This window comes from Streptomyces sp. NPDC058469, from assembly GCF_042721125.1.
GTDB lineage: Bacteria > Actinomycetota > Actinomycetes > Streptomycetales > Streptomycetaceae > Streptomyces.
Genome location: NZ_JBHXME010000311.1, coordinates 1 through 4,666, shown reverse-complemented (window position 1 = coordinate 4,666; position 4,666 = coordinate 1). Strand labels below are relative to the sequence as shown.

Below are 4,666 nucleotides of genomic sequence, written 5' to 3'. Positions count from 1 at the left end.
CTTCTTGGCCGCCGCCGCTTCGGCCTGAACGGCCTCGTCCTCAAGCGCCGGACGGGCTGAAAGATCAAGCGCTGGCCGGCGAGAACTCAGCCCCTCCGGCGTTTGAGGAGCGGGGGCTGGGGCGGAGCCCCAGAAGGATGGGACGGGTAGGGGCGGCGGGGGCGAGAATCCTCAGTCCAGCAACCCGTACCGCATCGCACTCGTCACAGCGGCCGTGCGATCGTCGACGCCCAACTTGCCGAAGACACGCAGCAGATGGGTCTTCACCGTCGACTCCCCGATGTACAGCCGCCGCCCGATCTCCGCGTTCGTGCACCCCTCCGCCACCAACCGCAACACCGCGGTCTCCCGCTCGGACAGCCGAGGCCGCTCCGGCTTCGTCCGCAGCTGGTCCACCAACCGCGCCGCCACAGACGGCGCCAGCACCGTCTCGCCCCGCGCGGCGGCCCGTACCGCGTCCGCCAGTTCGCCCCGCGGCAGATCCTTCAGCAGATAGCCCGCCGCCCCCGCCTCCACGGCCCGCAAGATGTCCCGGTCCGTCTCATACGTCGTGAGGACGATCACCCGGCACGGCAACCCGGCCGCGCTCATCCGCACGATGGAGTCGACGCCCCCGCCGCCCGGCATGCGCAGGTCCATCAGGACGATGTCGGGGCGGAGTTCGGCGGCCAGTGCCTCCGCCTGCGGCCCGCTGGACGCGTCGGCGACGACGTCGAGGTCCGGTTCGGCGCTGAGCATGGCGCGCAGGCCCTCCCGTACGACGGGATGGTCGTCGGCCAGGATGATCCGGATCATCGGGAACTCCTTGTGGGGGACACGGGAGACACGGGAGACACGGGTGAGACAGGCAGCCGTACCGTCACCGTCGTCCCCTCGCCCGCCGCGCTCCGCACCACCGCCGTCCCGCCCACCTCGGCCGCCCGGGTCCGCAGCCCCGCCAGACCGTAGCCGCCGGACACCGCACCCGGGTCGAAACCGCACCCGTCGTCCCGTACCGACACGGTGAGTTGCTCGTCGGCGTACATCAGCGTGAGGTTCACCTTCGCGGAACTCCCGGCGTGTTTGCGGGCGTTGGCGAGCGCCTCCTGGCAGGAGCGCAGGGCCACGACCTCCGGTCCGGCGGGCAACGCGCGTACCGGGCCGGCGACTTGGAGTGTCGCGTCATGGCGGGCGGCGAGTCGGCGCAGGGCGTCCGAGAGGGACGCGCCCTCCAGGTCGGCCGGTGTGCCGCCGGCGACCAGGGCGCGGGCCTCGGCGAGGTTCTGGCGGGCGGTCTCGTCCATCAGGGCGAGATGGCGGCGGGCCTGGGGCAGGTCGTCGTCCAGCTCGGCCTCCACCGCCTGGGTCAGCATCAGCAGGCTGGTGAAGCCCTGGGCGAGGGTGTCGTGGATCTCGCGGGCCATGCGTTCGCGTTCGGCGAGGGCGCCGTGCGCCGACGACAGCCGGGAGACCTCGTGGCGGCTGGCGTCCAGTTCGGCTATCAACTCCGCGCGCTCCTGGCTCTGTTCGATGACGCGGATGATCCAGGTGCCGAGGGCCATCGAGAAGACCAGGGTGACCACGGCGAAGACCGAATTGAAGAACACGTCCTGCGCGCCCGGCCACCACAGCAGTGTCCAGCCGATCACGGGCGCGATGTTGATCACGGTGACCGCGATCAGCGCCCAGCGCAGGCGCAGCACCATGAAGCAGGGCGGGACGAGGGCGAAGGCCAGCAATCGGGTCTCGCCGACCAGGACCGCCGACGGCAGGAACAGGGTCATCTCCGCGACCAGGTAGCCGACGGCCCGTCGTTCGTCCGGTGGGTCGCCCTGCAGGACCGGGCGCCCGACCCAGACGTAGAGCGGGATCAGCGGGACGAGCAGCGCGGCGGCCGTGACGCGTACCGGCCACCCCGGATGGCTCGTGCCGAGCACGAACACCAGGGTGGCCAGCCAGATCAGGGCGAAGTACGTGTCCCAGAGCCGGAACGAACGGTCCCAGGTGTACGAGCCTGCAGCCCCGTGCGGAGCGGTCATCCGTCGCGCCGGTTCTTCCACCGGAAGGTCAGCAGGCACAGCAGCAATCCTCCGACGCACCACGCCCCGAGCACCAGCGCGATCTTCCCGAACTCCCAGCTCCCGGCCTGTTCCAGCACCTGGGCCGACGAGGGCAGGAACACCCCGCGCAGCCCCTGGCACATCCACTTCAGTGGGAACAGGGCGCCGATGTTGAGCATCCAGTCCGGGATGGTGTCGATGGAGATGTACACCCCGGAGATGAACTGCAGGACCAGGAAGGGGAGTACGACCACGGAGGTCGCGCTCTTGCCGGACTTCGGGACCGAGCTGACCGCGATGCCGAGCAGTGCGCACGCCGTCAGACCGAGCACGAAGATCCACCCGAAGTCCAGCCACTTCACCGCGGACGTGGGCAGATCCACGCCGTAGAGGGTGGTGCCGACGAGGAGGAGGATCGCCGTCTCCATCAGGCCCGTGACCAGAACCAGCCAGATCTTGCCGAGGAAGTACGCGGCCGGTGGCATCGGAGTGCCGCTCAGCCGGCGCAGCACCTTCTCGTCGCGTTCGATGGCGATCGAGATGCCGAGGGACTGGAAACTCGTCGACATGATGCCGGCGGCCATCATCGCCGGGACGTAGAGCTGGGAGGCGGTGACGCCCGCGCCCCGGACGTCGTCCTTGAAGATCGACGCGAACAGGAACAGGAAGACGACCGGGAAGGCGAAGGTGAACACCACCTGGTCGCGCTGCCGGAAGAACTGTTTGAGTTCCAGCGAACCGCGCCGCAGCCCGAGACCCCAGGCGCTGGGCAGCCGGTCTCCGGAGGTCTTCGTGCGGGGTCGTAGAACGGTTGCGGTCGTGCTCATCGCGCGTCCTCCTGTCCGGTCAGCCGGAGGTAGACGTCCTCCAGGGTGGGGCGCCTCACCAGCAGCCCGGGGATCTCGCCGTCGAAGCGGTGCGTGAGTTCGGCTACGACCTTGGTCGGAGTGTCCGTGTGCTCCGCGCGCGGGGTGCCGTCCGGTTCCGTCCACTCGACCGTCGCTCCGGTGCCGTGGCGCTCGCGCAGGGCGGCCGGTTCGCCCTCGGCGACGACGCGGCCCTTGGCGACGATGGCCAGGCGGTCGGCGAGGTTCTCCGCCTCCTCCAGATAGTGGGTGGTGAGGAGGATGGTGGTGCCCTCGTCGGCGAGCTTGCGGATCAGGTCCCAGAACTGGCGCCGGGCAGCCGGGTCGAAACCGGTCGTCGGCTCGTCCAGGAGCAGGAGTTCCGGACCGCCGATCACCCCCAGGGCCACGTCGAGACGCCTGCGCTGTCCGCCCGACAGTGCCTTGATGCGGCTGTCCACCTTGGCCTCCAGACCCACCAGGCCGATGACCTCGTCGGGGTCGCGCGGCCGGGGGTAGTAGCGGGCGAAGTGCCGTACGGTCTCGCCGACCGTCAACTCCGCGGGTGCCGATTCGTCCTGCCAGACGATGCCGACCCGCGAACGCCACGCGCGTGTGCCCGTAGCCGGGTCCGAGCCGAGCACCGAGACCTCGCCCGCGTCCCGGCCGCGGTTGCCCTGGAGGATCTCGACCGTAGTGCTCTTGCCCGCGCCATTGGGCCCGAGCAGGCCGAACACCTCTCCCGTGCGGATCTCCAGGTCGATTCCGTCTACGGCGGTCACGTCCCCGTACTGCTTGCGCAGCCCCCGCACATCCACTGCGAGTTCGTTCGCCTGTGTTGTCATGCCACGAGCATCGTCCGGAATCGAGCGCTCAGGGACGACCGTGCGTACTTCCTTATGTCCACCGAACGGTGGACAGAGGTGCGCGTGCGGCACAATGGCCCTGCCCGAAGAAGGTCCAACTCTCAAGTTACGGATCGGCGTGATGAGCAAGACGACAGTGAAGGACGTCTCCACCGACTCCGAGCCGGAGCACACGGCCGCCGAGCCGCGCACGGTGGGCAGCAGCCGCGCCTTCGCCGTGCTGCTGGTGATCACCGGAGCGGCCGGACTGCTCGCCGCGTGGGTCATCACGATCGACAAGTTCAAGATCCTTGAGGGCAAGCTCGCGGGCAAGACGTTCACCCCGAGCTGCAGCATCAACCCGATCGTGTCCTGCGGCAGCGTCATGGAGAGCAAGCAGGCCGCCGCCTTCGGCTTCCCCAACCCGATGCTCGGCCTGGTCGCCTACGGCATCGTCATCTGCGTCGGCGTCAGCCTGCTGACCCGGGTGCAGTTCCCGCGCTGGTACTGGCTGACCTTCAACTTCGGCACGCTCTTCGGGGTGGCCTTCTGCACCTGGCTGCAGTTCCAGTCCCTGTACCGGATCAACGCGCTGTGCCTGTGGTGCTCGCTGGCCTGGGTCGCCACGATCACCATGTTCTGGTACGTCACCTCGTTCAACATCCGCAACAACTTCCTGAAGGCCCCACGCCCGGTCAAGAACTTCCTGGGCGAGTTCACCTGGGTTCTCCCTGTCACCCACGTCGGCATCATCGCCATGCTGATCCTGACCCGCTGGGGCACCCAGCTCTGGGCCTAGGACCTGTCCGGCGGATCATGCCGCAGACGCGGGGCGTGGCACGCGCTCCCCCACTGCCTTAAGGGCGTGGGGGGACCCCCAGCCGAGTTGTAGTCGGTTGCAGATGCTCCGCGTCGCCGCCCTCCTCCGCCTTGCAGC

Annotated in this window: 5 protein-coding genes; 1 reads left to right on the top strand and 4 read right to left on the bottom strand. The window is 69.1% G+C overall.

Going from position 1 to position 4,666, the window contains the following annotated elements:
* Positions 1–171 precede the first annotated feature (171 nt).
* From ACFWP5_RS51825 to ACFWP5_RS51810, 4 genes are read right to left on the bottom strand one after another with little or no spacing between them, the layout of a single operon-like run.
* The gene (locus tag ACFWP5_RS51825) at positions 172–795 is read right to left on the bottom strand and encodes a response regulator (protein WP_384174258.1); all 624 of its coding nucleotides are present in this window, start codon (positions 793–795) and stop codon (positions 172–174) included.
* Positions 792–2,018 (bottom strand): sensor histidine kinase, encoded by a 1,227-nt coding sequence (locus ACFWP5_RS51820; RefSeq protein ID WP_384174255.1) that lies wholly within the window; start codon positions 2,016–2,018, stop codon positions 792–794. The genes ACFWP5_RS51825 and ACFWP5_RS51820 overlap by 4 nt, the downstream gene beginning before the upstream one ends.
* Positions 2,015–2,866 carry an ABC transporter permease gene (locus tag ACFWP5_RS51815; protein WP_384174253.1) on the bottom strand — a complete coding sequence of 284 codons (852 nt, stop codon included), beginning with the start codon at positions 2,864–2,866 and terminating at the stop codon, positions 2,015–2,017. The genes ACFWP5_RS51820 and ACFWP5_RS51815 overlap by 4 nt, the downstream gene beginning before the upstream one ends.
* Positions 2,863–3,729: an ABC transporter ATP-binding protein gene (locus ACFWP5_RS51810; RefSeq protein ID WP_384174250.1), complete on the bottom strand. Its 867-nt coding sequence runs from the start codon at positions 3,727–3,729 to the stop codon at positions 2,863–2,865. The genes ACFWP5_RS51815 and ACFWP5_RS51810 overlap by 4 nt, the downstream gene beginning before the upstream one ends.
* A gap of 142 nt (positions 3,730–3,871) precedes the next feature.
* Between ACFWP5_RS51810 and ACFWP5_RS51805 the strand changes: the two genes are divergently transcribed.
* Positions 3,872–4,528, top strand: a complete 657-nt coding sequence (locus tag ACFWP5_RS51805; RefSeq protein WP_384174247.1) for a vitamin K epoxide reductase family protein — start codon at positions 3,872–3,874, stop codon at positions 4,526–4,528.
* Positions 4,529–4,666: the final 138 nt, after the last annotated feature.

Excerpts from the sequence above, each read along its gene's own strand:
- ACFWP5_RS51810 (WP_384174250.1), bottom strand. The coding sequence starts at position 3,729 with ATGACAACACAGGCGAACGAACTCGCAGTGGATGTGCGGGGGCTGCGC.
- ACFWP5_RS51815 (WP_384174253.1), bottom strand. The coding sequence starts at position 2,866 with ATGAGCACGACCGCAACCGTTCTACGACCCCGCACGAAGACCTCCGGA.
- ACFWP5_RS51825 (WP_384174258.1), bottom strand. The coding sequence starts at position 795 with ATGATCCGGATCATCCTGGCCGACGACCATCCCGTCGTACGGGAGGGC.
- ACFWP5_RS51805 (WP_384174247.1), top strand. The coding sequence starts at position 3,872 with ATGAGCAAGACGACAGTGAAGGACGTCTCCACCGACTCCGAGCCGGAG.
- ACFWP5_RS51820 (WP_384174255.1), bottom strand. The coding sequence starts at position 2,018 with ATGACCGCTCCGCACGGGGCTGCAGGCTCGTACACCTGGGACCGTTCG.